This is a genomic window from Bradyrhizobium sp. USDA 4369, assembly GCF_054056435.1.
Genome location: NZ_JBSRYH010000001.1, coordinates 2216913 through 2242767, shown reverse-complemented (window position 1 = coordinate 2242767; position 25855 = coordinate 2216913). Strand labels below are relative to the sequence as shown.

Below are 25855 nucleotides of genomic sequence, written 5' to 3'. Positions count from 1 at the left end.
CGCGCTTATACGTCGTTCCAACGTGCGCTTCGGTGTGTCAGTGATCTGATCGCGATGGCGATCTATCATCTTCACGTCAAGGTCATCGGCCGTAAGGCCGGAAGCAGTGCGGTGGCGTCGGCCGCCTACCGTTCGGGCTCGCGTCTGCGCGACGAGCGGCTTGGCCGTGATCAGGATTTTTCTGGCAAGCGTGGCGTCGTCCATTCCGAGGTGATGCTGCCGGAGAACGCGCCGGAGGCTTGGAGCGATCGCGAACGGCTTTGGAATGATGTCGAAGCGTTCGAAGTCCGGAAAGATGCCCAGCTTGCACGCGAGGTCGAATTCGCCCTTCCGCGCGAGATGACTGAGGCGCAGGGCATCGAGCTGGCCCGGGACTTCGTTCACGGTGAGTTCGTCGGTCTCGGCATGATTGCCGATCTCAATGTGCATTGGGACAGGGGTGAGGACGGACTGCCCAAGCCCCATGCCCACGTGATGCTAACGATGCGCGCGGTCGGCGAGAAGGGCTTTGGCCAAAAGGTGCGAGACTGGAACCGCACCGAGATGGTCGAGCGCTGGCGCAAACGCTGGGCGGAGCTCGCCAACGAGCGCCTGGCCGATCTCGACATCGACGCGCGGATCGACCATCGCAGTCTAGATGCCCAGGGCATTGCGCTCGAGCCGCAAAGCCAGATCGGCGCGCCGGCCAAAAGGATCGAAGTTCGGGGCGTCGCAGGCGAAGGGATTGAGGCCGACCGGGCTGAGATGCACCGCGAGATCGCGCGGAACAATGGCGCGCGGATCATCGCCGATCCCTCCCTTGGACTGGAGGCCATCACCCGGCAGCAATCAACCTTCACGCGCCGCGACCTGGCGAAGTTCGCGCACCGGCACAGCGACGGGCTCCACCAGTTCAACGCGGTGATGGGCGCAATGCAGGGGGCGCCTGATCTGGTCGAACTCGGCAAGGACGCCCGCAGCGAGGATCGGTTCACCACCCGCGGAATGATCGAGGCAGAACAGCGGCTGCACCGCGCTGCTGAACGGATGGCGGACAGGGAGCACCATGAGGTGCGCGACGAGGACCGCAGGGCCGCTTTGGCACGTGCGGAAGCGCAAGGCCTGGTCCTGTCATCCGAGCAGGCCGAGGCGCTGGCGCATGTCACAAACGGGCGCGATCTCGGCGTCGTGGTCGGCCATGCCGGGACGGGAAAGAGCGCGATGCTGGGGGTGGCGCGAGAGGCGTGGGAGGCGGCCGGCTTCGAGGTCCGGGGCGTGGCGCTGTCCGGCATTGCCGCGGAAAACCTCGAAAGCGGATCGGGCATATCGTCACGCACGATTGCCAGCCTGGAGCATGGCTGGGCGCAAGGCCGTGATCTGCTGAAATCGAGCGATGTGCTGGTCATCGACGAGGCCGGCATGGTCGGCACGCGCCAGCTTGAGCGCGTGCTGTCCAATGCTGCCGAGGCTGGCGCCAAGGTGGTCCTGGTCGGTGATCCGCAGCAACTGCAAGCGATCGAGGGGGGCGCGGCATTCCGGTCGATTCATGAGCGTCACGGCGGCGCCGAAATCGGTGAAGTGCGCCGTCAACGCGAGGACTGGCAGCGCGACGCCACGCGCGATCTGGCGACCGGTAAAGTGGGCCATGCGCTCGGAGCTTATCGCTCCCGCGGCATGGTGCATGAGGCCCAGACCCGAGAGCAGGCGCGCGGCGATCTGATCGAGCGCTGGGACCACGACCGGCAGGCATCGCCGGATCGGAGCCGGATCATCCTCACCCACACAAACGACGAGGTCCGCATCGTGAACGAGGCGGCGCGCAGGCGGATGCGGGCCGCGGGCGATCTGGGCGACGAGGTGCGTGTGACAGTCGAGCGCGGCGCGAGAAGCTTCGCGAGCGGAGATCGCGTCATGTTCCTGCAGAATGAGCGGGGGCTTGGCGTGAAGAACGGCACGCTCGGGACCATTGAGTTGGTCAGCATTCAATCGATGACCGTGCAGACCGACGATGGCCGAGCCGTGCGCTTCGACCTCAAGGACTACAACCGGATCGACCACGGCTATGCGGCGACGATTCACAAGGCGCAGGGCATGACGGTCGACCGGGTCCATGTGCTGGCGACGCCCGGCATGGATGCCCACGGCAGCTATGTCGCGCTGTCGCGACATCGCGACGGCGTCGACCTGCATTACGGCCGTGACGATTTTCCCGATGCGGACCGTCTTGTCCGCGCCCTGTCGCGCGATCGGGCCAAGGACATGGCTTCGGACTACGAACGTGCCGATCCGATCCAGAACTACGCCGAGCGGCGTGGCATCGCCTTCCGCGAGCGCGTGGCCGAGATCGTGCGCAAGATCGTCCCGGACAAGCTGCGCGACATATTCGACGGCCTTCGCGTTCCTGGGGAGGTGTCTGACAGAGATGGCGGACTACGGCCCGAGCAGGGGTCGCCGGAAAGGGAAAGGAGCGGTACGGCAGCCGACCGACGTGAAACCGAAGTGCCGGCAAGGAACGTGGCGCGAGATCCGGAAGCGGAAGCGCGTCGCATTCGGACCCGTGCGCTCGTGCGCCATGCCCGCGCCGTGGATGCGATCTTCGCGGCGCAGGAGACGGGCGGCAGAGCGAGCCCCGAACAGGTCAAAGAGCTGCAGAACGCCCGCAAGGCCTTCGAGCAGGTACGCACTTTTGGCTCGCACGACGCTGAGGCCGCATACAAGAAGAACCCGGAGCTCGCCCGCGAGGCCGCTGGCGGCCAAGTCAGCCGTACCGTGCGCGCGCTCCAGCTCGAAACCGAATTGCGCACCGACCCGGGCCGCCGGGCTGATCGCTTCGTGGAGCGCTGGCACAAGCTCGAGCAGACCAGTCAGCGCCTGTATCAAGCGGGCGACATGTCCGGCTACAAGGCCGCGCGCTCGGCGATGGGCGATATGGCCAGGAGCCTCGAACGCGATCCGCAAATGGAGTCTATCCTCGTGAGCCGTAGGAAAGATCTCGGCATCGCATTGGAATCAGGACAACGGCTCGGCCAGCAATTAGCTCTTGCCCATGGCATCGGCCTCAGAAAATACCGAGGCCTCGAACGTTGATTTCGCGTTGTGCCGCCTGTTGTGTTGCGCACATTCCGCGCGCTCGCCCATCGCGTCTCAGCAGCCGGTCAGACATGGCCGCTCATGCTGACACTCCCGTGAATTTCAGCACGCGCGCACCTTGGCGCAGCGTATCGATGTAGTCTGCCCACCAAGTCATCAGTTTGACGCGCTCGTCCCAGTAATCACCCCGAGCATAGGCGCGGCGCACGGCATTCGGCTCGACATGTGCCAGTGCCGCCTCGATGGCGTTGACGCTCCATTTGCCGCTCTCGTTGGCCAACGTCGAAAAGGTCGAGCGGAAGCCATGCGCGACCATCTCATCGTTCGAATAGCCGAGGCGGCGCAACGCCGCGCAAAGCGTGTTTTCGCTGATCGGCCGTGCCACGGAGCGCAGGCCGGGAAAGACCAGCCCGGCTACGCCCCGTCCCGTGATCGTATGTAGGTCTCGCAAAATGGCGACAGCCTGCGCAGGAAGCGGAACGCGGTGGGGTCGGCGCATCTTTGTCCGCTCGGCAGGGATGTTCCAAACGCCAACGTCGAGATCGAATTCAGTCCAGGTCGCGTGACGCAGCTCGCCCGGTCGCGGCGCCAGCAAGGCGATCAACTGCAGCGCGGCCTTTGTCGTTGGCTGGCCCTGAAAGCCGTCAATCGCCCGCAGCAAACCGCCGAACGCCACAGGCTCGATAATCGCCGCCCGGTGCTTCGGCTTTGGCGAGGCGATTGCGCCGCGCAGCGCCTGGGTCGGGTCCGCATTGGCACGGGCGGTGGTGACGGCATAGCGGAACACGGCACCGATGACCGCCCGCAGGCGTTTTGCCGTTTCGAGCTTGCCGGCCGCTTCCAGCGGTTGCAGCACCCGCAAGATTTCGCCAGCGGCGATGTCGCCGATCGGCAGTGGTCCCAGATCTGCCTTGGCCAAGCTGAGCAGCCATCCCAGCTTGCCGGCGGTGGTGGTCGCAACGCCCTCCCGCTTCTTCTTGGCCAGCAGCTCATCGGCCAGAACATTGAACGTGTTGGCCTGGGCCTCGGCGCGCGCGGCCTTCGCTTGGCGCTTCCGCATGGCCGGATCGATGCCTTCCCGCAAAAGGCCCGTTGCTTCATCCCTGAGCTTCCTGGCAGCTTCCAGCGGCACGCCAGCCGGGGCCTTGCCGTATTCGCCGATGGCGAGCTTCTTCTGCTTGCCGCCGAACCGATAGGCGAAATTCCAGAGCTTGCCGCCGCTCGGCGTGAGCCACAATTGCAGGCCGCCGCCGTCCGACAGCTTCACCAGCCGCCCATTGGGCTTGGCGTTCCTGACAGCCGCATCCGTGAGTTTTCCACCCGCCATGCTCGCCCCAAATGTTGGCCTTTGCAAAATCGCATCGGGTTAAAGGCCAACAAGAAGGCCAACAATCTTTCCGCCTGTCAACGAACGGGAACGAACCATGAAAGTCGTTAAGTGATGAAAACGTATTGTTTTCAGTGCTTTGTCGGCTGAAAACGAACGGGGGAGAACGGCTGCGGAAGGGAGGTGGTGCCGCAAGAGGGACTCGAACCCCCGACCCCGTCATTACGAATGACGTGCTCTACCAGCTGAGCTATTGCGGCGAACCAAAGCAGCGCGTGCCCAGCATGACGCCGGACCACGCGAACGCGATCCTGATATCGGGCCAATCGGCGGTTGGCAAGGACAACGCGCGACGCCATGGCGTGGAATCGCACCGCTGTGACCCGGAACCGGCGGACGGCGGGACCGGCCGTCGCTAGCTACCGAAGCGCGACCAGAAGCCGCGCCAGCCGCCGGCCTGCGCCTTGGGCGCGATCTGCTCGGCAAACTCGTCGCGCGCCTGATCCTCGTCGTCGACGCCGGGATCATCGGGGGGCCGCATGATCGGAACGATCGTCTGGAGCGGCGTCTCCGGCGGCTTGCCGAGATCGGTGCGGGTGCGGAACAGCGGCGTCGGCGCGGTGGCCACCGGGTCGGCCGGCTTGGCAGGCGCCTCGGCCTCGCTCTCCGCCTCGTTCCGCTCGGCTTCAGGCGCCTCGCTGTCGGTATCGGTCGGTCCGGACGCTTGCAGCGGCGGTGCGGGCTCGGCCGGCGCCGCGCTGCTCACCTCGATCAGCCGGTTGTCCTCGGCCTTTTCAACAGGGTTATCCACCGGCCTGTCGACAGGCTTGTCCACGGGCTCTTGCACAGGTGTGTCCACAGCCGGCTCGGACACCGCAGTCTCGGCGGGCCGCGGCGGAACATTGTCCTGCGGGGTCGGCGCGATCACCTCCGGCTGATTCTGACGGGCGACCTCGCGCGGCGGCTCCGCCAGGCCCTCGGGAATGGCGGCGCGGCTCGGCGGCGCCAGCACCGCATCGGCGAATTCGGAGCTCTCGATGACGCTGTTGCGCTCCGAGGGCAGGCTGGCGACTGGCATCTGCCATTGGAAGGCGTCGAGCCGGCCGGTCACTGGCGAGATCGGTCGCCAATGGTCGCTGACATAGCCGTCCGCGGTCCAGGCCGGGTCGTGGCGGGCGCGCACCGCGCGCAGGGTCCATTCGCGTGACTTGCCGGCGTCGCCATGCTCGGTTCGCTCCAACTCGGCCATCAGCATCGCCACGCGCTGGGTCGGGTCGTCGGTGAACGGCGCCAGAGCGGCGCGGGCGCGGCCGAACTCGGCGGCGTCGATTGCCGCGCGAGCGATCGCCAGCGCGCCCTCGATATGATCCCGCGTGCGGGCGGCGAGGTTCTCGATCCGCGTGAGCCGCTGCCGCGCGGAATCGCCGAGCCGCACATGGGCATAGGCGTCGGCGAGGTCGGGATGCGGGCAGGCCGCCCAGGCCGCCTCGATGATCTTCATCGCGCGGCGCACCTGGTGGGCCTCGCTCTCGAATTTTGCCGCCAGCACCGCGGCCGGAACCAGCGTCGGGGCCAGCTTCACCGCCTCCATCGCGCTCGATCGCGCCAGATCGCGGTTCTCGGTCTCCAGCGCCATGGCGCGCGCGGTCAGCAGCACGCCGCGCTGGCGGCGATAGGCCGGCTTGTCGATCATGCCGGCGGTATAGTTGCTGTCCAGGATCGCAAGCGCGCCGTTCCAGTCGCCCTGGGCGCAGCGGAAGCCGAGCACGGCGTGCGAGGCCCAGGTCGCGTTCGGCGCAAGCTTGAGCGCTTCGTCGGCGATCATGACCGCGGCATAGGCGTCGTCGGCGCGCTGCGCCTCGATGAACAGGCCGCGCAGGCCGAGCAGCCGGGTGTCGTGGCGCTCGGCCATCGCCCGGAAAGCACGCTGCGCACCATCGCGATCGCCGCCGAGCTGGGCGGCCTGCGCATGCAGCAGCAGGGTCAGCGGATCGTCGCCGGCGAGCCGCTTGGCAGCATCGGCATGCTGGCGTGCCGCGGTCAGATCGCCATGGCCGATGGCCAGCAGGCCGTGGGTGATGGCGTGCCGTCCGCGCTGATGGCGGCGGGTGCGGTGATGGTTGCGAATCCGCCCCGGCGCCCGCAACAGCGCGCTGATGAGGTTCCAGACCAGGACGCAGGCCGCGATGGTCAGGCCGAGCGCCAGCACGAAGACTGGCAGGGTCATGGCGACTCGCCACGGGCCCCAGTTCAGCACGACATCGCCGGTCTGCTCGGCGACCCAGGCCGAGCCCGCGGCGGCGAGCCCGACCAGGATGAGGAAGACAACGATCCGGAGCATGGGCGTCCTACTGCGCGGGTTTGGCGAGCGCGGTCATCGCGTCGTCAGCAAATTTGCGGGCGGTCGACAGCGCCGCGTCGCGGGCATCGGCCTTCTCGAGCCAGTCTTTGGCGGGGGCGCGCTCGTCAGGCGACAGTCCCTTCAGCTCGCGCCGCGCCTCTGCGAAATCATTGCGCAGCGCGGCCGCGGTGATCCGCGCCACGACCGCGCCGCGGTCGGTGCCGGCGCCGTCGGTGCGCTCGACCTTCACCAGGCCCGCGGCGCCGGCCGAGAGCTTGCTCAGGATCGAGCTACCCGTGGTGCCTTCCGGGGCGGGCGGCGCCAGCTTCGGCACGATGGTGAGGAGATCGCGGCTGAGCGCCGCCGGACTCGGCACGCCGGTGGCGGCAAAGACGTCCAGCGGTTTCAGCGCGGCGGCATCGGGCGCCAGCGATTTCGCGGTCGACAGCGCCGCGGCATAGGGATCGCCATGGCGGACGGCGACGTCGAGCAGCGTGGCAGCGACCACCCGGCGTAGCGGCGCATCGTCGGCGGGCTTGGCGGCGTCGGCGAGCTTCTGGCTCTCCTGCGCCAGCGCCGCGCTCTGGCTCCTGCTGGCCCGCTCCAGCGCGTCGATTCGCGCAATCAGCCCGGACAGGTCGACCGGGGCGGGCGCGGGGACCGGTGCGGCGCCATCGCGTGGCTGAGCCTTGACGTCGTTGAGCGCCGCGATCGTCTTGTCAGACTGCGCGCGCAGGCCGGCAATGTCGTTCCGCACCGCCGCGATCGCCTTGTCGGCCGCGTCGAGCCGGCCGGTCACGGCCGTATCCGGTCTGCCGATGCGCTGCTCCAGCCCCGCAACGCGCGAGGTCAGCTCCGCGACGGCTGCGTCCTGGGGCGCCGTGGCCGACGGCGGTTGGACCGGCGGCCAGCCCAGCATCCAGCCGACGCCGATCACCAGCGCCGCTGCGGCCGCGCCGGAGAACGGCGCGATGATCCAGGGCGATACCGGACGGGGCGGTGGAGGCGTGTCGGCGCGCGGCGGCTCGGCCGCGGCGACAGGCTCCTCGGGCGTCGCGCTTTCGGCCGCTTCGGGTGCGGCGTCCGGCGCCGCATGGGGATGCGACTGGCTCGCGGCGCCCGACGATCCCTCGGCGACGGCCTCGGCCGGGGCTGACCAGGGTGAGGCGGCCGGCCGCTCGGCCGCGCTCTCGGCAGCCGATGGACGCTCCTCGCGCGAGGTCGGCTCCAGGTCGATGGTCGGCGGTGGCCGTTTCGGCCGCCCGGTATCGGAGGCCGGTGCAACGGTGTCGGGTTCATCGACCATGGTGGAAGTTCCCTGGCTGAGGCAAGATTGAGCAGGCCCTCTTACGCCATTCACGACCGTAGCGCACGGGTCAGCCCTTCCAGCATGTCGTTTTCATTCGGATGCGCCGCGATTGTGACCTGCGTCGCGCCGGCCTCGCGCAGCACTTCGGCGACATTGGCCGACATGCAGCAATGCGGCACGGCCAGCGCCGAAATTTCGACGCCATCGGCCCTGATCGCCGCGACGAAGGCCGCGGCACTTCGCCGCGAATAATGCAACACGGCCGTGATGGCGTTCTTTGCGAATGCATCGCAGACGTCGCGCGGCAGCGTCGCCACCGGCGCCATGCGGTAGACGGTCTGGGTGATCACTTCGAAGCCGCGCCCGGCGAGCTCGCCCGCGAGATCGCGCGAAATGTCGGCTCCGGCGAGATAGAGCAGCGGCGCATCCGGCTTGATGCGGCCGTTGCCGAGCTCACGCGTGACAAGATCGCGCAAGGCGCCTGCATCGCCATCGGCTGACATCACCTGCGTGAAGCCGGCCTGGCGCGCCGCTGCCGCGGTGTGGTCGCCGACCGCGAACAGCGGCAGGTTCAGCAAGGCGGACCGCGCGAGCTGAGGTGCTGCCGCGCGCAGTGCGTTCGACGACGTCACGATGACAGCCGCGGCATCGCGGCCGGCCTCGTCGGGCAGCACCACGGGCTCGAATCGCAACATCGGCGCCAGCAGCACCTCGAAGCCGCGCGCACGAAGCGCGGCCGCACTGCGATCATTGTCGGGAGCGGGACGGGTGACGAGCACGGCCATGTGCTATGCTCCCGTCGAATACGGATCAGCCGGGCTGCAACGGACGAACGATTGCACCTGGCGACCTCGTGGTGTTAGGCGGTTCTGCGCACTCATAATGACCAAAAGGGTTGAGATTGGGTAACGATTCGACAACGCTCGTGCTCGGCATCGAAACCACCTGCGACGAGACCGCCGCGGCGGTGGTTGCGCGTGATTCGGACGGCAAGGGGCGGATCCTTTCCAACGTGGTGCACTCGCAAACCGACGAGCACGCCCTGTATGGCGGCGTGGTTCCCGAGATCGCCGCGCGCGCCCATGTCGACATGCTCGATCATCTCATCGATGCGGCGATGCGCGAAGCCGGCATCGATTATGCCGATCTCGATGGCGTCGCCGCGGCCGCCGGCCCCGGCTTGATCGGCGGCGTGATCGTCGGGCTCACCACGGCGAAGGCGATCGCGCTGGTGCATGATACTCCGTTGATCGCCGTCAATCATCTCGAGGCGCATGCGCTGACGCCGCGCCTGACTGATGCAATCGATTTCCCCTATTGCCTGTTCCTGGCTTCCGGCGGCCACACCCAGATCGTCGCGGTGGCCGGCGTTGGCGACTATGTCAGGCTCGGCACGACCGTCGACGATGCGATGGGTGAGGCGTTCGACAAGGTGGCGAAGATGCTCGGCCTGCCCTATCCCGGCGGGCCGCAGGTCGAAGAGGCGGCCCGCAACGGCGACGCCGCACGCTTCGCTTTTCCGCGTCCGATGCAGGGCCGCAGCGACGCCAATTTCTCGCTGTCCGGGCTGAAGACCGCCGTGCGCAACGAGATCGGCCGGATCGCGCATGTCAGCGCGCAGGATATTGCCGATCTCTGCGCGAGCTTCCAGGCCGCGGTGCTGGAGTCGACCGCCGACCGCCTGCGCGTCGGCCTCGATCTGTTTAAGCAGCGCTTCGGTGCGCCCAACGCGCTGGTCGCTGCCGGCGGCGTCGCGGCCAATCAGGCGATCCGCGCCGCCTTGGACGATGTTGCGCAGCAGGCCGGCACCCGCCTGATCGTGCCGCCGCCGGCGCTGTGCACCGACAATGGCGCGATGATCGCCTGGGCCGGCCTTGAGCGCCTCGCCCTCGGCATGGTCGACGGCATGGACGCCGCGCCGCGCGCCCGCTGGCTGCTGGATGCGAATGCGCAAGTCCCCGGCAAGTTCGCGAATACGCGCGCGGGGTTTTAAGCGGTGGCGGAATTACGTTCTGGCGCAAGCTATCTTTTGAGCCGGGCTCCTGGGCATGATCGCGCGAGCCGGCGCGCCGCGTTCGTTGCGCTCCCCTCCCCCTTGCGGGGAGGGGGTGGGGGTAGCCCCCTGGAGATTGTCGCTTGGGGCACCCCCCTCCCCAGCCCTCCCCCACAAGGGGGGAGGGAGCGCAGCTGAGTTCGCCGCTGATGACGGGCTTTCAGACCATCTCCATCATCGGCGCCGGGGCCTGGGGCACGGCGCTCGCCGCCGTCGCCGCGCGCGCCGGGCGTGCCGTGACGCTCTATGCCCGCGATGCCGATCATGCCGCGCGCATTGTAAGCGCCCGCGAGAATCCGCGCCTGCCTGGCATTCCGCTCGCGTCGAGCATCGCGGTCACCGCCGATCTCGCCACGGCCGCGCGTGCCGAGGCCGTCCTGCTCGTCGTTCCCGCGCAGCATCTGCGCGGCGCCGTCATGCAGGTGGCGCCGCTGCTTGCAGCCGGCACGCCGCTCGTCGCCTGTGCCAAGGGCATCGAGCATGGCACCCACAAATTCATGACCGAGGTGATCGCCGAAGCCGCGCCGCGCGCGACGCCTGCGATCCTGTCCGGCCCGAGCTTCGCCGACGATGTCGCGCGCGGGCTGCCGACGGCGGTCACGCTCGCCGCCCCCGACGAGGCGCTGGCGGCGGCGTTGGTCCAGGCGCTGGGCTCGCCGACCTTCCGGCCCTATCACTCCATCGATGTGCGCGGCGTCGAGATCGGCGGCGCCGCCAAGAATGTGCTCGCGATCGCGGCGGGCATCGTGGCGGGACGGCAGCTCGGCGCGTCGGCGCTGGCAGCGCTGACCACGCGCGGCTTTGCCGAACTGGTGCGGCTCGGCCGCGCCCATGGCGCGCGCAGCGAGACGCTGACCGGCCTCTCGGGTCTCGGCGATCTAATCCTGACCTGCGCTGGCCCGCAATCGCGCAACTTCGCCGCTGGCCTCGCGCTCGGCCGCGGCGAGCCGCTGCCGGCCGGCAAGCTGGCCGAGGGGCAATACACGGCGCCGGTGCTGGTCGAGCTCGCCGCCGCGCGCGGCGTCGAGATGCCGGTCGCGCAGGCGGTGGCGGCGATTCTCGCGGGCGTCGTCACGATCGATGCCGCGATCGAGGGGCTGATGCAGCGCCCGTTCAAGGCGGAGGAGTGAGCCGGCCGCCGGACCGGCACGACGCGCAAACGGCGCGGGTGCTCGACGCTAGTCGCGACGTTCTTCCATGTTGACGAACGGGTTGCGCCGTCCTCCGCCGTCATGCCCGCGCTTGTCGCGGGCCTCCACGTCTTGATAATGCGTTGCGATCAGAGACGCGCACGGCCGGGGCTCGCGCAACAGGCGCCTGCCGCCGCGGCCCGATCATGACGAGTGGAAAGAGACGAGCATCATGAGCTACTGGCTGGTGAAATCCGAACCCTCGGTGTGGTCCTGGGACCAGCAGGTGGAGAAGGGCGCCAAGGGCGAGGCCTGGACCGGCGTGCGCAACTACACGGCGCGGCAGAACCTGGTGGCGATGAAGACGGGCGAGCTCGCCTTCTACTACCATTCCAACGAGGGCAAGGAGATCGTCGGCATCGCCGAGATCATCAAGGAGGCCTATCCGGATCCGACCGACAAGACGGGCAAGTTCGTTTGCGTCGACATCAAGGCCCACAAACCCTTCAAGACCCCGGTGACGCTCGCCGCCATCAAGGCCGAGCCGAAGCTCGCCGAGATGGCTCTGGTCAAGCTGTCGCGCCTGTCGGTGCAGCCAGTGACGCCCGAGGAGTGGAAGCTGGTGTGCAAGATGGGCGGGGTGTAGCGGCGCGAGCCGATCCTGTCATGTCGCCTGCACGAAGGCCGTTATGACACTCGATTGACGGGGTGGCTGACGGCATCGCGGCCATGCGTATTTTGCCCGTCGAGCCAGTTTGTCGCACGCTGCCCGCGTTGCATCGTCGGGCAAATCAGCTGCACCTTTCCGCGCGTCCCTGCTGCCGCATGGGGGGCGTTTCGCGACCGTCACGAACCGTTGGCAGTGGGATGCGATGGGCGCGCGTCGACGCAGCGTGAGTGTCTTGCGCGGACGAACGGCGATGCACGCACGGTCAAGTCGCGCGGTCCTGATATCCCGATGCTGATATCCCGCGCGATGCGTGTGAGCGCATCGTGCGCATGGTGGCCAACAAGCCCGGTGCACCAGGGAGAACGCGAAGCAGCCGTTAAAACCGTCGCGCGGGGAGGGCCGGGCGTGTCCGGCCAGACCTGTGGTACCTGCCGCCTGCATTCTTTTTCGCAGGCGGGCCACGGGCGCGGCCAGCGCCCGGCCTTCCCCGCGCCCTCTGTTTGTCGAGGGCGATGAATTCAGCACAACTCGGGCGCAGATGCGCGGCGGGGATGATGGCGCACGTATTCTAATTGCTTCTCGGAGGCAACGCCGGCTGCGCCAACCTCCACTGTCGTCCCCGCGAATGCGGGGACCCATAACCACGGGGGCCAGTTGTCTTGCGCGGGACTTGCAGCATGCCTGTTTCGGACGTCACGCGGTATGGGTCCCCGCGTTCGCGCGGACGACAACGGGTGTTTGGCGCGCGATCGGCTCTCGCGCCGTGTCCGCGGCGCTGCTGCGAAATCGCGGGAACGACAAGCGAGATCGCCGCAAAAAGAAAGGGGCCCCAGCTTGCGCTGGAGCCCCTCAACGGTCAGGGCATTGCCGGGTATCTGCCCGAACCGAAGTTGCGGACCTGGTCCGGTGGGACCAAGTCCCGGGAGAACTCAGTAGTTGTAGGCGCGCTCGCCGTGGTCGGTGATGTCCAGACCCTCGCGCTCCTGCTCGACGGTCGGGCGCAGGCCGATGACCACGTCGACGACCTTGTAGAGGATCGCCGAGCCGACACCCGACCACACCAGCGTGGCGACGACAGCCTTGACCTGCGCCAGCATCTGCGTGGCGAAGTCGTAGGTGCCGGCGTTGTTGCCGGTGATGTTGGTGTAGTCGGTGATGCCGACGCCGCCGAGGGCCGGGTTGACCAGGATGCCGGTGGCCAGAGCGCCGATGATGCCGCCGATGCAGTGCACGCCGAACACGTCGAGCGCGTCGTCATAGCCCAGCGAATTCTTCACGGTGGAGACGAAGAACAAGCAGACCGGCGAGACGATCAGGCCGAGGACCAGTGCGCCGATCGGGCCGGCGAGACCGGAGGCCGGTGTGACGGCGACGAGACCGGCGATCGCACCCGAGCAGATGCCGAGCAGCGAGGGCTTGCCCTTGACGGCCCATTCGCAGAGCAGCCAGGACAGTGCCGCACCGGCGGTGGCGACCATGGTGTTGACGAAGGCCAGCGCGGTGACGCCGTTCGATTCCAGGTTCGAACCGGCATTGAAGCCGAACCAGCCGACCCACAGCAGCGAGGCGCCGATCATGGTCATGGTCAGCGAGTGCGGGGCCATCAGCTCCTTGCCGTAGCCGGTGCGCTTGCCGATCAGCACGGCGCCGACGAGGCCCGCGATACCGGCATTGATGTGCACCACGGTGCCGCCCGCGAAGTCGAGGGCGCCAGCGCCGGCGAGCCAGCCGACCGCACCGGTGACTTCGTCGAGCTTGGCCTGGGCGGCGGTCTTGGCAGCAGCGTCGCCAGCGGCAGCGAGAGCCTTGGCAGCGGCGGCGATATCATCCGGCGCGGCGATGTACCAGACCCAGTGCGCGATCGGGAAGTAGATGAACGTCACCCAGAGCAGCACGAACAGCATCACCGCCGAGAACTTGATGCGCTCGGCGAAGGCACCGACGATCAGGGCCGGGGTGATCATCGCGAAGGTCATCTGGAACACGAAGTAGGAGAGTTCCGGGATCACGACGCCGTTCGAGAAGGTCGCGGCCGTCGAGTTGGCGTCGATGCCGTGCATGAAGGCCTTGGAGAAGCCTCCGACCCACGCGGTCATGCTGCCGCCATCGGTGAAGGCCATCGAGTAGCCGTACAGCGTCCAGACCACGCCGACCATGGCGACGATCGCGAACACCTGGGTCAAAACCGAGGCCATGTTCTTGGTGCGGACGAGGCCGCCATAGAACAGCGCGAGGCCGGGGACGGCCATCATCAGGACGAGCGCGCTGGACAAGAGCATCCAGGCGGTGTCGCCCTTGTTGGGAACGGGGGCGGCGGCAGCCGCGGCGGCCGGCGCATCTTCGGCGAACGCCACATCGACGAGGCCAGCGACGCAGAGCCCTGCGATTGCGAGCGTAACCCATCCCGCGCTGGTTGGACGCTTGAACGTCATTTCATTCTACTCCGTAAGTGTTCAGGTTTGAGCGCGAAATCAGAGAGCCGCAGCGTCCGCTTCGCCGGTGCGGATGCGCACGGCGTGGTCGAGGCTGATGACGAAGATCTTGCCGTCGCCGATCTGGCCGGTCTTGGCGGCCGAAGAGATGGCGTCGATGGTCTTGTCGACCTGGTCCGACGGGATCGCGACTTCGATCTTGATTTTGGGCAGGAAGCTCACCGCATATTCGGCGCCGCGGTAGATTTCCGTGTGGCCTTTCTGGCGGCCGTACCCCTTCACTTCGGTCACCGTGAGACCATGAACGCCGATGGCGGTCAGGGCGTCCCGGACTTCTTCGAGCTTGAATGGCTTAATGATCGCCATAACAATTTTCATGGGTCCTATCCCCGCTTGGGCCCGGCACGGACGTTACCGAGCGCTGCTTGTCGACTGAGGTTCACCACGCGGAGAGAGCTTCACGACGCGGGCACAGCCGGGGCACTTAGAATCAAATGCCGTGCCAGTCGGTCGGTCAGGGCTAACAAGCCGTGAATCCTGACCTTTTCGGCCTTCAGGGGGGAAGACGGGGGCTGCGCCATTCCGTCGCGCCCAGAGAATGGGCAGATATGCGCAAAAATTGCGCATGCCAGGCTCAAGACACAATGCTGCTCACTGCGCGGGCAGAATTCCCCGACTCAGAACAGGTCAATTGCCGCCAAATCCTGCAATTATTGCAGCGCTTCGCCGTGCTGGGAGATGTCGAGACCCTCGAGTTCCTGCTCGCGGGACACCCGCAACGGCACGAAGACACTGACCAGTTTCAGGAGACCCCAGGTCACGCCGCCCGACCAGACCAGAGTGACTGCGACGCCGTAGAGCTGGGCCACGAGCTGCTTCGGGTTGCCCTCGATCAGCCCGGCGGTGCCGCCGATCGCCGCGGTGGCGAAGACGCCAGCCAGCACTGTGCCGGTGAGGCCGCCGACGCCGTGGACGCCGAACACATCGAGCGAATCATCGTAGTTGAAGCGGTGCTTCAGCGAGGTGCAGGCCCAGTAGCAGATGATGCCGGCCAGTGCGCCGATGACCAGGCCGTGCCAGGGCGCAACGAAGCCCGATGCCGGGGTGATGGTGCCAAGGCCGGCGACCGCCCCCGAGATCATGCCGAGCACCGACGGCTTGCGACGGGTCGACCATTCCAGCGCGCCCCAGGTGACGGCGCCGGCGCAGGCGGCAAGATGCGTGGTCAGGATGGCCATCACGGCATGCGCGTTGGCGCCGAGCGCCGAGCCGCCGTTGAAGCCGAACCAGCCGACCCAGAGCAGGCCGGTGCCGACGACGGCGAGCGACAGGTCGAACGGCGACAGGTTCTCGCTGCCATAGCCGTGGCGGCGCCCCATGACCACGGCCGCGACCAGGCCGCCGGTGCCAGCGGACAGATGCACCACGAGGCCGCCGGCAAAATCGACCACGCCGGCCTGGGCGAGGAAGCCGCCGCCCCAGATCCAATGCGCCAGCGGCAGATAGACGAAGATGAACCAGGCGACGCCGAACACCAGATAGGCCGAGAAGCGCATGCGATCGGCCACCGAGCCCGCCACCAGCGCCACCGTGATGATCGCGAAGGTCATCTGGTACAGCATGAACAGCGCCTCCGGGATCGTCTTGGCTCCCGGATGCACGCTCTCCATGCCCATGCCGGCGAGGAAGGCACGGTCGAGCGTGCCGATCCAGGCGCCCTCGCCGACGAAGGCCAGCGAATAGCCGAACGCGACCCACAGGATCGAGATCAGCATGACCGCGGCCAGACTCTGCGCCATCGTCGCCAGCACGTTCTTCTTGCGCACCATGCCCGAGTAGAACAGCGCCAGCCCCGGGATGGTCATCATCAACACGAGGGCCGTGGCCACGATCATCCAGGCGGTGTCGGCCGGTTCGATCGTCGATGGCGCCGCCGCCCAGGCGGGCGTGGTGAAGATGGCCGCGCCTGCTGCAGCCGAAGCTGCAGACGCGCGAAGGCAACGAGACGCATAGGTCCCCATGACAGTCCCCCCGGCATGTCAGATCAGATTGAGATGTCTTCCGCCGCCGCGCCGTTGCGGCGGGCGTGCCGCCGTCGCGACGGCCTACAGCGCGTCGCTGTCGGTTTCGCCGGTGCGGATGCGGCGGGCGTGATCAATCGGCGTCACGAAGATCTTGCCGTCGCCGATCTGGCCGGTGCGCGCATGCGTGGTGATCACCTCGACCGCCTTGTCGGCGATGTCGGAATTGACCGCGATCTCGATGCGCAGCTTGGGCAGGAAATTCACGATGTATTCGGCACCCCGATAGATCTCAGTGTGGCCCTTCTGGCGGCCATAGCCCTTGACCTCGGTCACGGTCATGCCGTGGACGCCGATCGCGGTGAGGGCCTGGCGCACCTCGTCGAGCTTGAAAGGTTTGATGATCGCGACGACGAGCTTCATGGTCGGGCCTTGGGTTCCTCGGAGCTAGGCAGCCTGTTTCGAAGGCAGATTGCGGGCGGCCGTTTGGGCTGTTGCTAGGCAAATGGCACAAAATGAGCGCAGCGTTAAGCGAAAACGTCAAGGAGTGACCGATATCACTGAACGAAATGCGGCATCGCCCGACAGATCGAAGACGTTTTCCGCCTTCCTCCAGCCAAGGACCCACTATGTCGAATCGTTCCTGGTATTACGCAGCGCAAGGTCAGCAACAGGGGCCCATATCAGAGGACGAACTGCGCGACCTGATCGCCAGGAGTGTCGTGACCGCCGACACGCTGCTCTGGAGCGACGGCATGGCCGGCTGGGAGAAGGCCGGACGCATTCCCGGGCTGATGTCGGGGGTGCCCGAGATCCCACCGGCCGCACCTGCTTTCGATCCGGCTGGCCCTGCCTCGGCCGGTGCGCTCTCGGCCAAGCTGGACACCTGGCCCTATTTCGGCTGGGCGTTGCTGTACGTCGTCGGCCAGCTCGTCATCATTCTCGCGCCTTGGACCGCGGTCTATCTCTACCGCTATGTGGTCGAGCGGATCAGGGTGCCCGGTCGACCCAATCTCAGCTTCACCGGCCAGCCGCTCGACATCTGGTACGTCTTCGTCGGTCTGGGCGTGCTGACCTATATCGGCACCAGCGACAGGCCATTCTTGCAGCTCGTCTCAGTGGTCGGACAGGCGCTGCTGGGCTGGATGATCCTGCGCTGGGTGGCCACCAAGATCGCATCGAATGGCGAACCGCTGCCGCTTCGCTTCGAAGGCAGCCCGCTCGCCTATTTCGGCTGGTATCTCGCAACGCTGGTGTCGGCGATCACCATCATCGGCTGGGCCTGGGTGCTGACGGCCTGGATGCGCTGGATCTGCCGCAACGTCCAGGGCTCCCGGCGCGAGCTGGTGTTCAACGCCTCCGGGCTGGATGTGCTGTGGCGCACGCTGCTGTTTGCGGTGGGCTGCGCCTTCATCATTCCGATCCCGTGGCTCCTGCGCTGGTACAGCACCTGGTACGTGTCGCAATTCGCGCTCGTGCCACGCTCCGCGCAGCCGGTGTGACGCGGCTACGCCCTTCGCTCGCGGATCGAGCCCTCCTGCGCGACCGAGGCGACCAGCGTGCCGTCGGGCTTGAAGATCGAGCCGCGGGTCAGCCCGCGGCCGCCCTGCGCGCTCGGCGAATCCTGCGCATACAGCAGCCATTCGTCGGCGCGGAACGGCCGGTGAAACCACATCGCATGGTCCAGCGAGGCCGGCATCATGCGCTTGTCGAACAAGGTCCGGCCATAGCGCGCCATGACCGCGTCGAGCAGCGAGAAGTCCGACGCATAGGCCAGCGCGCACATGTGCAGCGCCGGGTCGTCCGGCAGCGTGGCCGCCGTCTTGATCCAGACGTGAATGCGGCCGTCGTCGATCTTCTGGCCGAAATAGCGGCTGAGCTCGACCGGGCGCAGCTCGATGGGACGATCGGATTCGTAATAGCGGCGGATGAAATCCGGCATCCGCTGGAAGACCTCCTGAAACATCGGCTGCTTGGAGATCTCCTCCGCGGTGAGCTTCTCCGGCGGCGGGACGTCCGGCATCCTGTCCTGGTGGTTGAACGCGCTCTCCTCGTCGCTGTGGAACGAGACCATGATCGAGAAGATGGCGTTGCCGTGCTGGATCGCGGTGACGCGCCGGGTCGCATAGCTCTTGCCGTCGCGCAGGCGCTCGACCTGGTAGATGATCGGCACCTGCGGATCGCCGGGCAGGATGAAATAGCAGTGCAGCGAATGCGGCAGCCGGCCCTCGACGGTGCGGCAGGCTGCCATCATCGCCTGGCCGATGACCTGGCCGCCGAACACGCGCTGCCAGCTGGTCTTCGGGCTGTTGCCGCGGAACAGGTTCACCTCGATCGGCTCGAGGTCGAGGATCGAGATCAGGTCGATCAGTCCCTTGGACATGGCGGTGCTTTCGCTGGCTCGGCCGCCGGTGCCCGCCGCGCCAAAGCGGGACAGGCATCCGGAAATGACGGCCTGGGTTGGCGGCCCTTGGTTCACGCCCCTGTTTCGCCTAGCTATAGTCCACCCGCAAGAGCAACCGTGAGCAGAGTGGCATGACGACACAGCGAAGCATTGTCATTTGCGGCGGGGCCTTCGCCGGCCTGGCGCTCGCGCTTGCGCTCCGGCAGGGACTCGGTGCCGAGGTGCCGGTGATCGTGGTCGATCCGGCGCTCGCCAACCGGCCGAGCCGCGATCCGCGCGCCAGCGCCATCGTCGCCGCCTGCCGCAAGCTGTTCGACGCGATCGGCGTCTGGGCCGATGTCGCGCCGGAGGCGCAGCCGATCCTCGACATGGTCATCACCGATTCCAAGCTCGAGGATGCCACGCGGCCGGCCTTCCTGACCTTTGCGGGCCAGGTCGAGGCCGGCGAGCCGTTTGCGCATATGGTCGAAAACCGGCTGTTGATCGACGCCCTGGTCCGGCACGCGGAGGCCGCCGGTGTCGAGCTGAAGGCGATGCAGGTGACCGGCTTCAAGACCCGGACGGACGCTGTCACCGTCACGCTGGGCGACGGCAGCGAGCGCGAGGCCAGCCTGCTGGTGGCGGCCGACGGCGCACGCTCGAAGCTGCGCGAGCGCGCCGGCATCCAGACCCATGGCTGGGACTACGACCAGTCCGGCATCGTCGTCACGGTCGGCCATGAGCGGGATCATGGCGGCCGCGCCGAGGAGCATTTCCTGCCGCCCGGTCCGTTCGCGATCCTGCCGCTGACCGGCAAGCGCTCGTCGCTGGTGTGGACCGAGCGCCGCAAGGAGGCAAAACGCCTCGTCGAACTGAGCGCCGACGAATTCCATGCCGAGCTCGAGAAGCGCGCCGGTCTTCACCTCGGCGAGTTGAAGGTGCTCGACCAGCCGCGCGCGTTCCCGCTGTCCTATTTCGTGGCGCGTTCATTCATCGCGCCGCGGCTGGCGCTGGTCGGCGACGCCGCCCATGTGATCCATCCGATCGCGGGACAGGGCCTCAATATGGGGCTGAAGGACGTTGCGGCGCTGGCTCAGGTGGTTGTCGACGCCGCCCGCATGGGAATCGATCCGGGGCAGGTCGACGTGCTCGAAAGCTACCAGCGCTGGCGGCGCTTCGACACGATGGCGATGGGCGTCGCCACCAACTCGCTGAACTTCCTGTTCTCGAACAAATCGACCTTGCTGCGCGCCGTGCGCGACATCGGCCTCGGGATCGTCGATCGCGCGCCGCCGTTGAAGGAGCTGTTCATCAAGCAGGCCGCGGGCCTGACCGGTGAGATGCCGCGGCTGTTGAAGGGGGAGGCGCTGTAGAGCATTGATCCGGACAAGCTGTAACCGGCTTTCCGAAAGGATCATGCTCCAACAAGGAGCTCAGCGCGGGCCTGCGGCCGCGATGAAGCCGGCGACGGCCTCGACCATGTCGGGGTCGAGCGGGCGGTCCGGGTCGTTATAGGAGGCGAGGTTCTCGTCCTCATTGGCGACGTCGACCAGCACGTGATTCATCTCCGGCAGCCAGAGCGTCTTGGCGGCAGGCGCGGCGGCGGCGAGCGCGACCATGTCGAGCCGCGCAATCTGGCTGTCGCGGGCGCCGCCGACGATCAGGATCGGGATCGTGATCTGCTTCAGCGGATCGATCGGGTCCTCCGCGAAGGCCGAGCCGATGCCGGGCTGCATCTGGGGCGCGATCGGCAGGTCAGGGGGCGGCGGATCGACGATCTGCCCGGCCATGATGGCGTCGATCGCCTTCGCGACCGGCTCCATCTTGGCAGCAGGCAGCTTCCGCTCGAGCTGCGTCTTCAGCAGGTCGCCCTGCCGCCGCGCCGAGGTCGCAAGCAGGATCAGGCGGTCGACCGGCGTGCGTCGGGCGGTGAGGATCGCCACCAGGCCACCCTCGCTGTGGCCGACGAGCGCGATGCGGGCGAACTTGCCGCGCAGGGAATCGACCAAAGCGGCTGCGTCGGTCACATAGTCCTTGAAGCGGAAGTTCTCCGGTCTGCCGAAGTCCGCCTTCCAGCCGCGCGCGCCTCTCTTGTCGAAGCGCAGGCTGGCGATGCCGCGGGCGGCGAGCTGATCGGCCAGCTTCTTCAACGTCGCCGGCTTGAGCTGCGGCCCGTTGCCGTCCCGATCCGTCGACCCGGACCCGGCGATCAGGAGCGCGACCGGCGGCCGCTCGACGCCTGCGGGGGTCGTGAGAACGGCGTCGAGCGCGCCGACGCGGATCGTGCTCTCCTCAGCCGTCGCTGCCGAGGTGAGGGCGACGAGGGCAAGCGCGCAGCGAATCAGGGCCGAGCGCATTGTCAGCCGATCTTCCGCGCTTCCTCGGGCAGCATGATCGGAATGCCGTCGCGGATCGGATAAGCGAGCTTGGCCGAGCGGGAGATCAACTCCTGTTTGGCGGCGTCATACTCAAGCGGCCCCTTGGTCATGGGGCAGACCAGGATCTCGAGCAGCTTGGGGTCGACGGAATTGGCGGGGCGATCGAGCGGGGCGTTCATGGCATGGTCTCCGGCGGGCGCTGTCCTAACATATTCACGGTCGGGCTGTCGTCACTCAAGGCTCATGCAGCGCGATCCGGATCAGCTCGCCGAGCACCCCCTGCTGCTGTCCGACCGGCAGCGGTCGGCCGGACAATGCGTGGCCGAGAAACGCCCAGTACAGCACTTGCGCGCGGGCCTGGGCGACATCCGGCGGTAGACATCGGGCGGTGAGCAAGCCCTCGATATAGTCCAGCCGGCGCTTGTCGATCGCCTGCACGGCGTGCTGCGCCGCCGCGTCCGACGCGGCCCAGCTGCGGACAGCCCGCTCCAGACTGAGCCTGATGGTAAAGCTGCGACGCAGCAGCACGGCGATCGCCGGTTCATCGCCAGCGCTCGCCTCGACCCCGCTGATGATCTGCTCGGCCGCGATGTCGCGCCAATGCTTCAGCAACGCGGCATGGAACGCGGCCACGTCGGCAAAGTGCCAGTAGAAGCTGCCGCGCGACACCCCCATCACCTTGGCCATCGGCTCGGCCTTCAGCGCGGTGAAGCCGCTGCTGGCCAGCACCTTGAGACCCTGGTCCAGCCAGTCCTTCGCCGAGAGCTGTTCGTTCATGTCGCCACCACCTGATCGACCATACATAAGTGTATTGACGGGCGCCATCCTCTCGGGCAGGCTCCATACATAACTGTATGGAGGCGGCGATGCGCGATATCCTGTTGCAGTGTGCCGGATTGGTGGTGGTCGTCGTGGCACTGATCCATGGCCTGCTCGGCGAGACCACCGTGTTCGCGCGGGCCAACATCACGCCGGAGCGGCTCCGCACCTTGCTCCGCCTGGTGTGGCAGGCGGGCACGGTGGCATGGATCGGCTATGGCCTGTTGCTGATTGCTGCGCCCTGGATGGGCTCGGAGCCCGCGCGGCATTGGATCGCGATCACGGCCATCGTCGTGTTCGCGTCCGCCGCCTGCGCCAATGCCGTGGCGACACGCGCGCGCCATTTCGGCTGGGTCATGCTCGCGGGAGCCGCTGTGCTCGCCGCAGCGGGCTATTGAGACGCGCCGGACACCAGTCTCACGTCGTTTACCTGCTCTGATCGGCGGTCAATGTTTTGCCGCAAAACAGCAATGCGCGGCGGCAGTGTGGCAAGCCGACGAACGATCTTAACGAAACAACGCCGGACGACCGTTGGCAGCCAAGCACTCGCCACTGCCAAGACATATTCGCGAAGAATGGTTCCAACTTAGAAGGAGTCTCTTTGCAGACCCGGCGGCGGGCCGATTAGCTGTTCGTCGTCGCGAACGGGTACTCGCCATCGAGAGGCCGCGTACCAGTTCTCCGATTTGTTTGTCGTGATACGAGGGGACTGATCGATGTTGGTCGACGTGGTGCGGAAGTTGATGGTCGTTGCCGGCAGCCTCGGCGTGATGCTGGCGATGACGCAGGCGCAGGCAGACGGGCGGAACGAGATCTGCCTCACTTATGCGAATGGACAATTCGAGCCGAAAGAGCCGACCGTGCCGGCCGACGCGCCGCTGACCATCCGCGTCAAGAACATGGATGCCAAGGCGATGGAGTTCGAGAGTGAGACGCTCAAGATCGAAAAGGTCGTTGCGGGCAACAGCGAGGCCGTCCTCAACGTTCGGGCGGTGAAGTCGGGACGCTACGAATTCCATAACGACTTCAACGAAAAAGCACGCGGTTTCCTCATCGTTCAGTAAAGGGTGGTCTCATGCTTGCCGCGCTGATCATCGTCTTTCGTGAAGTGTTCGAGGCCGGTCTGATCGTCGGCATCGTGCTCGCGGTCACGAGCTCCGTGCCGTATCGGCTGCGTTGGATCGGCGGCGGATTGTTTGCCGGGTTTGTCGGCGCCTGTGCCGTCGCGGCCTTTGCCGGGACGTTGACCCAGCTGTTCGAGGGCATGGGGCAGGAGCTGTTCAACGCGGCCATCCTGTCGACGGCGGTGATCATGCTGACGTGGCACAATGTCTGGATGGCCCGGCATGGTCGTGAGATGGCGGACGAGCTGCGGACGATGGGGCTGGCGGTAGTCGACGGCGCAAGGCCGTTGGTTGCGTTGGCGACCGTGATCGCCATCGCCGTGCTCCGCGAAGGCAGCGAAGTCGCGCTGTTCCTCTATGGTGTCGCGGCCACAAGCGATGGCGGCGGTCGCGCGCTGCTCGGCGGCGGCGCCTTGGGCCTGCTGCTCGGCGTGGCCGTCTGTCTTGCGACCTATTTCGGTCTGATGCGGATTCCGCCGCGCGCCTTGTTCAAGACCACCACCGTGCTGATCACGCTGCTGTCGGCCGGTATGGCGGCCCAGGCAGTGTTCTTTCTCGCTCGCGCCAACTGGCTGACCTCGTTCGATCAGGTGGTGTGGGATTCGAGCGCTGTTCTGCCCGAAGGCGGGGTCGCCGGCCGGACCCTGAAGGCGCTGATTGGATATACCGACCAGCCGACGGTGATGCAGCTCGCCGCCTATGTCGGGGTGATCCTGCTCACGGTGATATTGATGCGCTTGACAGCGGGAACGCGCGCGCCGCGCGTGGTCGCGGCCGAATGATCATTGCAGCGGCGGATCGCCCGAGGTCCGCTTCTTGGCGAGATCCATCTCGGTCACGGCGATCAGGATCTCGGCGCGGGTTTTCAGGTCCGGCGCTTCGAGCATGGCCTGCTTTTCGGCCGGACCATACGGCGACATCATGGCCAGCGCGTTGACGAGCGCCTCGTTCGGGGCCGCCTCGATGCCCGCCCAGTCGACCTTGAGATTGTTGGCCTTCAGGAAGTCGGTGAGCACGGCCAGCAGGGCCTCGCGATCAACGGCGTCCTCGCCCTTGCGGGCCTTGAAGTCGTCGACATACGGAAAATAGTCGACCTTGCACTGCCGGTACGGCGTCAGCACCGACATCTCCTCGATGACCTTGAAGCGGGACACGCCGGTCAGTTCGAGGATGTAGCGCCCGTCTCCGGACTCGGCGAGTTGCGTGATCCTGCCGACGCAGCCCACCTTGAACAGGGCCGGACGCTCCTCGCTGGAGGAATGGCTGACGTCGGGCTGGATCATGCCGATCAGCCGACGACCGTCGCGGAACGCGTCGTCGACCATCGCGAGATAGCGCGGCTCGAAAATGTTGAGCGGCATTTGGCCGCGCGGCAGCAGCAGGGCGCCGGCCAGCGGAAACACCGGAATGACCTCCGGCAGTTCGGCAGGACCGCGATATTCGGCATTGATCGGCATGCGATACCTCGTGTCCGCTAAACCCGTATCCGCTGAAGCGTGGGCCCCGCCGGTCTACGAGAACAGGATCGTCGACAGCCGCTTGCGGCCCTCAATGGTGGCCTCGTCGGCGCCGCCCCAAGCCTCGAAGAATTGCACGAGCTGCTTGCGCGCGCCATCCTCGTTCCACTTGCGGTCGCGCTTGACGATCTCGAGCAATTGATCGGTGGCTTCCTTCCGCTTGCCCGCGGCGTTCAACGCGGTGGCCAGATCGAAACGCGCCTGATGATCCAGCGGATTAGCGGCGACCTTTTGTTCGAGCTCGCCGATCGGTCCGAGCGACTGCGCCTGTTCGGCAAGATCGATCGCCGCCTGCACCGCCGAGACCGCGGAATCGCCGCGCTTGGCTTCCGGGACTTGTGCGAGCGTGTCGCGGGCCTGCTCGATCGCGCCGGTCTCGACGTAACATTTGGCAAGTCCCGCCAGAGCCGCGATGTTGGCGGCGTCGAACGACAGGACCTCAGCATAGATCTGTGCGGCGCCCGCTGGGTCGCCCTCGGCCAACACGGCTTCGGCTTCCTTGAGAATCTCGCCAATGTCCGGTTCGCCGACACCCGGAACGCCCTTGGTCAGCTTCTCGATGAAGGCACTGACCTGACTCTCGGGAACGGCGCCCATGAACCCATCGGCAGGCCTGCCGCCGACAAACGCAATCACCGCCGGAATCGATTGGATGCCCATCTGGCCGGGAATGGCCGGGTGCTCGTCGATATTCATCTTGACCAGCTTGACCTTGCCCTTGGCGGCCTTGACGACCTTCTCCAGGATCGGAGTCAGCTGCTTGCACGGGCCGCACCAGGGAGCCCAGAAGTCGATGAGAACCGGCTGACGCTTCGATTCTTCGATGACATCCTTAACGAAGCTCTGCGTCGTGGTGTCCTTGATCAGATCCGGCACCTGTGCCGTTCCGCCGCCCTGCTCAACAATGGTCACGGGAATCCCTCGTCCGAAAATGCTGGGATGGCCGGCCGGCCGGAACCGGCCGCCGCCGTGCCTCAATACACGGTTTCCTCCGCTTTAAGTGGCGGTCCTCCCGGAAATTTCAATCTGTTCATGCCCGAACCCGCCAATTGCTCGGTTTCCATCGGTGGGGCGCCCTGGACGTAAAAAACGATACTGTTCCGCGACGAAAGCTGTCGCAGACCTGTTGCATTCGTCCGCGGCTTTTGGCATAGGTCTGCCCGTCGCTGGCGGCCACGCCGCCCAGTGGTCACGGATGCGGGTGTAGCTCAGTGGTAGAGCACGACCTTGCCAAGGTCGGGGTCGAGGGTTCGAACCCCTTCGCCCGCTCCAAATATCTCGC

The 25855-nt window shown here is 66.8% G+C and carries 22 protein-coding genes, 2 tRNA genes and 1 pseudogene; 10 read left to right on the top strand and 15 right to left on the bottom strand.

Annotated elements, in window-relative coordinates:
- Positions 1-54 precede the first annotated feature (54 nt).
- Complete coding sequence (gene traA, locus ACVIJ6_RS10130; RefSeq protein WP_456772600.1) at positions 55-3066, top strand: Ti-type conjugative transfer relaxase TraA; 3012 nt, start codon at positions 55-57, stop codon at positions 3064-3066.
- Positions 3067-3148: 82 nt separating this feature from the next.
- Here the strand turns inward: traA and ACVIJ6_RS10125 are convergent, their stop codons facing one another.
- The 5 genes from ACVIJ6_RS10125 to ACVIJ6_RS10105 form a co-directional block, all read right to left on the bottom strand.
- Positions 3149-4396, bottom strand: coding sequence for a tyrosine-type recombinase/integrase (locus tag ACVIJ6_RS10125; RefSeq protein WP_456772599.1), 1248 nt, complete (start codon positions 4394-4396; stop codon positions 3149-3151).
- A 184-nt stretch (positions 4397-4580) separates the two neighbouring features.
- Positions 4581-4656: transfer RNA gene (locus ACVIJ6_RS10120), tRNA-Thr, on the bottom strand.
- Positions 4657-4811: 155 nt separating this feature from the next.
- Positions 4812-6737 (bottom strand): heme biosynthesis HemY N-terminal domain-containing protein, encoded by a 1926-nt coding sequence (locus ACVIJ6_RS10115; RefSeq protein ID WP_456772598.1) that lies wholly within the window; start codon positions 6735-6737, stop codon positions 4812-4814.
- Between the two features lie 7 nt (positions 6738-6744).
- On the bottom strand, positions 6745-8043 hold the full coding sequence (locus ACVIJ6_RS10110; RefSeq protein WP_456772597.1) for a COG4223 family protein: 1299 nt from the start codon (positions 8041-8043) through the stop codon (positions 6745-6747).
- 50 nt (positions 8044-8093) lie between these two features.
- Entirely contained in the window at positions 8094-8831 is a 738-nt protein-coding gene (locus ACVIJ6_RS10105; RefSeq protein ID WP_456772596.1) for a uroporphyrinogen-III synthase, read from the bottom strand.
- Between the two features lie 140 nt (positions 8832-8971).
- Between ACVIJ6_RS10105 and tsaD the strand changes: the two genes are divergently transcribed.
- The 3 genes from tsaD (at position 8972) to ACVIJ6_RS10090 (ending at position 11875) form a co-directional block, all read left to right on the top strand.
- Positions 8972-10039 carry a tRNA (adenosine(37)-N6)-threonylcarbamoyltransferase complex transferase subunit TsaD gene (tsaD, locus tag ACVIJ6_RS10100; RefSeq protein ID WP_456776952.1) on the top strand — a complete coding sequence of 356 codons (1068 nt, stop codon included), beginning with the start codon at positions 8972-8974 and terminating at the stop codon, positions 10037-10039.
- Between the two features lie 209 nt (positions 10040-10248).
- Positions 10249-11229: an NAD(P)H-dependent glycerol-3-phosphate dehydrogenase gene (locus ACVIJ6_RS10095; protein WP_456772595.1), complete on the top strand. Its 981-nt coding sequence runs from the start codon at positions 10249-10251 to the stop codon at positions 11227-11229.
- 232 nt (positions 11230-11461) lie between these two features.
- Positions 11462-11875, top strand: coding sequence for an EVE domain-containing protein (locus ACVIJ6_RS10090; protein WP_456772594.1), 414 nt, complete (start codon positions 11462-11464; stop codon positions 11873-11875).
- A 953-nt stretch (positions 11876-12828) separates the two neighbouring features.
- Here ACVIJ6_RS10090 and ACVIJ6_RS10085 read toward each other — a convergent pair.
- The 4 genes from ACVIJ6_RS10085 to ACVIJ6_RS10070 form a co-directional block, all read right to left on the bottom strand.
- The gene (locus ACVIJ6_RS10085; protein WP_456772593.1) at positions 12829-14331 is read right to left on the bottom strand and encodes an ammonium transporter; all 1503 of its coding nucleotides are present in this window, start codon (positions 14329-14331) and stop codon (positions 12829-12831) included.
- A gap of 39 nt (positions 14332-14370) precedes the next feature.
- Positions 14371-14709 (bottom strand): P-II family nitrogen regulator, encoded by a 339-nt coding sequence (locus ACVIJ6_RS10080; protein WP_006611147.1) that lies wholly within the window; start codon positions 14707-14709, stop codon positions 14371-14373.
- A 332-nt stretch (positions 14710-15041) separates the two neighbouring features.
- Positions 15042-16352: an ammonium transporter gene (locus tag ACVIJ6_RS10075; protein ID WP_456772592.1), complete on the bottom strand. Its 1311-nt coding sequence runs from the start codon at positions 16350-16352 to the stop codon at positions 15042-15044.
- Positions 16353-16436: 84 nt separating this feature from the next.
- Positions 16437-16775: a P-II family nitrogen regulator gene (locus ACVIJ6_RS10070; RefSeq protein WP_009031848.1), complete on the bottom strand. Its 339-nt coding sequence runs from the start codon at positions 16773-16775 to the stop codon at positions 16437-16439.
- 206 nt (positions 16776-16981) lie between these two features.
- Here ACVIJ6_RS10070 and ACVIJ6_RS10065 point away from each other — a divergent pair, with 206 nt between their 5' ends.
- Positions 16982-17854, top strand: coding sequence for a DUF4339 domain-containing protein (locus ACVIJ6_RS10065; protein WP_456772591.1), 873 nt, complete (start codon positions 16982-16984; stop codon positions 17852-17854).
- Positions 17855-17859: 5 nt separating this feature from the next.
- Here the strand turns inward: ACVIJ6_RS10065 and tesB are convergent, their stop codons facing one another.
- Complete coding sequence (gene tesB, locus ACVIJ6_RS10060; RefSeq protein ID WP_456772590.1) at positions 17860-18735, bottom strand: acyl-CoA thioesterase II; 876 nt, start codon at positions 18733-18735, stop codon at positions 17860-17862.
- A gap of 149 nt (positions 18736-18884) precedes the next feature.
- On the opposite strand from tesB, the pseudogene ACVIJ6_RS10055 reads away from it, so the two are divergent.
- Positions 18885-20108, top strand: a pseudogene (locus tag ACVIJ6_RS10055) (ubiquinone biosynthesis hydroxylase); the annotation flags it as partial.
- 60 nt (positions 20109-20168) lie between these two features.
- Here the strand turns inward: ACVIJ6_RS10055 and ACVIJ6_RS10050 are convergent.
- Genes ACVIJ6_RS10050 through ACVIJ6_RS10040 form a run of 3 tightly spaced genes read right to left on the bottom strand, consistent with a single transcriptional unit; the run spans position 20169 to position 21890 of the window.
- Complete coding sequence (locus ACVIJ6_RS10050; RefSeq protein WP_456772589.1) at positions 20169-21092, bottom strand: alpha/beta hydrolase; 924 nt, start codon at positions 21090-21092, stop codon at positions 20169-20171.
- Between the two features lie 2 nt (positions 21093-21094).
- Positions 21095-21292 carry a Trm112 family protein gene (locus ACVIJ6_RS10045; protein WP_012040647.1) on the bottom strand — a complete coding sequence of 66 codons (198 nt, stop codon included), beginning with the start codon at positions 21290-21292 and terminating at the stop codon, positions 21095-21097.
- A 55-nt stretch (positions 21293-21347) separates the two neighbouring features.
- Positions 21348-21890, bottom strand: coding sequence for a TetR/AcrR family transcriptional regulator (locus ACVIJ6_RS10040; RefSeq protein ID WP_456772588.1), 543 nt, complete (start codon positions 21888-21890; stop codon positions 21348-21350).
- Between the two features lie 89 nt (positions 21891-21979).
- Between ACVIJ6_RS10040 and ACVIJ6_RS10035 the strand changes: the two genes are divergently transcribed.
- The 3 genes from ACVIJ6_RS10035 to ACVIJ6_RS10025 all read left to right on the top strand — a co-directional run bounded on the left by ACVIJ6_RS10035 (position 21980) and on the right by ACVIJ6_RS10025 (position 23838).
- Positions 21980-22330: a hypothetical protein gene (locus ACVIJ6_RS10035; RefSeq protein ID WP_456772587.1), complete on the top strand. Its 351-nt coding sequence runs from the start codon at positions 21980-21982 to the stop codon at positions 22328-22330.
- A gap of 318 nt (positions 22331-22648) precedes the next feature.
- Positions 22649-22996 carry a cupredoxin domain-containing protein gene (locus ACVIJ6_RS10030; RefSeq protein WP_456772586.1) on the top strand — a complete coding sequence of 116 codons (348 nt, stop codon included), beginning with the start codon at positions 22649-22651 and terminating at the stop codon, positions 22994-22996.
- Positions 22997-23007: 11 nt separating this feature from the next.
- On the top strand, positions 23008-23838 hold the full coding sequence (locus ACVIJ6_RS10025; protein WP_456772585.1) for an FTR1 family iron permease: 831 nt from the start codon (positions 23008-23010) through the stop codon (positions 23836-23838).
- Here the strand turns inward: ACVIJ6_RS10025 and ACVIJ6_RS10020 are convergent, their stop codons facing one another.
- Both ACVIJ6_RS10020 and trxA read right to left on the bottom strand, forming a co-directional pair.
- Positions 23839-24513, bottom strand: coding sequence for an LON peptidase substrate-binding domain-containing protein (locus ACVIJ6_RS10020; protein ID WP_456772584.1), 675 nt, complete (start codon positions 24511-24513; stop codon positions 23839-23841).
- A gap of 54 nt (positions 24514-24567) precedes the next feature.
- Positions 24568-25485: a thioredoxin gene (gene trxA, locus ACVIJ6_RS10015; protein WP_456772583.1), complete on the bottom strand. Its 918-nt coding sequence runs from the start codon at positions 25483-25485 to the stop codon at positions 24568-24570.
- Positions 25486-25770: 285 nt separating this feature from the next.
- Between trxA and ACVIJ6_RS10010 the strand changes: the two genes are divergently transcribed.
- Positions 25771-25845, top strand: a tRNA-Gly gene (locus ACVIJ6_RS10010).
- The last annotated feature ends 10 nt before the right edge of the window (positions 25846-25855 follow it).